Source organism: Microbacterium sp. Bi128 (genome assembly GCF_918698205.1).
Window position 1 is genome coordinate 1 of record NZ_CAKKMM010001234.1, and the last position, 1,530, is coordinate 1,530.

Consider the following 1,530-nt stretch of genomic DNA (forward strand, 5'->3'; position numbering starts at 1 on the left):
AGGTGGCGGTGATGTCGGCGCGGAGCTGGGTCAGGGTCCGGGGCTCGTCCGGGCCCTGGAGGGCGCGGGCGGCGGCGGTGGCCCGGTCCCAGATCCCGGCGGCGGTGTCGGCGGGGAAATAGGCCGAGAGCCAGGCCATGCCGTCCCGGTCCGGAGTGTACTCGACCCGCCGGTCCGCGGCGCTCGTGGCGTGGCGTGCCTCGATGCCGGCCGGGTGGTGGCGTTCGCGCCAGGCGCGGGCCTTGGCCCGGAACCGGGACGGAACGAGCTCCCCGGCCGGGCACCCACGGGCCGGGTTCGGTGCTTCGGGGTCCAGGAAGTGCGCCTCGAGCCCGGCCGCCCCGGCAGCATCCAGGCTGCTGGTTTCGTCCACGAGGATCCGTGCGTGGGCCCAGGAGATCGCCCCGGACTCAAGGGCGGCCAGGGTCAGCGGCAGCGCCGTCGTCAGAACTTGGGATTCGGCGAGGAGGGCCGCGGCGGTGCGTTCGCTCACGGTCAGGACACAGGCGACCTCGGCCACCCGGGCGATCTCCTGAACGGCGCGGTCCCCCGGGGACGGCGCCGGCGGCGCCAAAAACCTGGTTGCCTGCGCGTAGTCGGCGGCCAGCCGCACCCTCAACGCCGCGGTCCGGGCCTCCATCCGCGCGACCTCGGCCAGCCCGTCCAGACAGGCATCCGCCCGCCGCCGCAGCGGATCGCCGTCTCCCAACGGGTCGGCAGCAGGCGCACCGGCGTCGTCAGCCCCAACGCCGGCGCCGGCCAAGGCAGCCAGCGCGGCAACAGAGGCGGCGACGGCCTCCACGGCCGCCCCGCTCTCCGCACTCAACACTGTCCTGCTCTCCACACTCAGATCATCTCAGGAGCCACCGACAATTTTGCTGAAACTGAAGTCACCCAGCGGCTGCTGAAAGGGCATGCAATGCCATCGACGCGAGTGTTGAGTGTCGCACGCCTACGTAGTAGCGTGACAAGCATTGTCAATACGCGTAACACGGACTCGGGAGCGATCATGGCATATATGACACGTGGGCTGGTGGCTGTCACGGCAGCCCTGGCATTGAGCGTGACGGGTGGTGCCGTTGCCGCCCCTGCGCAGGCCGATCCGCGGGAGACCGCAAAGACGTCAACCGCCACTGGGTACGGCGGAGCGGTGAGCACCGTGGATCCGGAGGCATCCGCTGCGGCGATCGAGGTCCTCCGCAAGGGCGGCAACGCAGCGGACGCCGCCGTCGCCGCAGCCGCGACCCTTGGCGTGACTGAGCCCTACAGTGCCGGGATTGGCGGCGGAGGCTACTTCGTGTTCTACGACGCGAAGACCGGCAAGGTGGGCACGATCGACGGCCGGGAGACCGCACCGGCAGGAATGCCGCACGACGCGTTCATCGACCCGGCGACCGGCAAGCCCTTCAATTTCACGCCCGAGCTCGTCACAAGCGGCGTCTCCGTTGGCGTCCCCGGCACCCCGGCCACCTGGGCGCGTGCCCTGGACCGGTGGGGCACGTTGAACCTCGGCGATGCGCTCAAGCCTGC

The 1,530-nt window shown here is 71.1% G+C and carries 1 protein-coding gene and 1 pseudogene; one reads left to right on the top strand and one right to left on the bottom strand.

Annotated features, from left to right (window positions below; translation table 11 throughout):
• Positions 1-844 (bottom strand): annotated as a pseudogene (locus LQV45_RS31585) (DUF222 domain-containing protein); the annotation flags it as partial.
• A 174-nt stretch (positions 845-1,018) separates the two neighbouring features.
• On the opposite strand from LQV45_RS31585, the gene LQV45_RS31590 reads away from it, so the two are divergent.
• Positions 1,019-1,530 (top strand): gamma-glutamyltransferase (locus tag LQV45_RS31590; protein ID WP_374208352.1); only part of this gene is annotated, 512 nt, incomplete at its 3' end.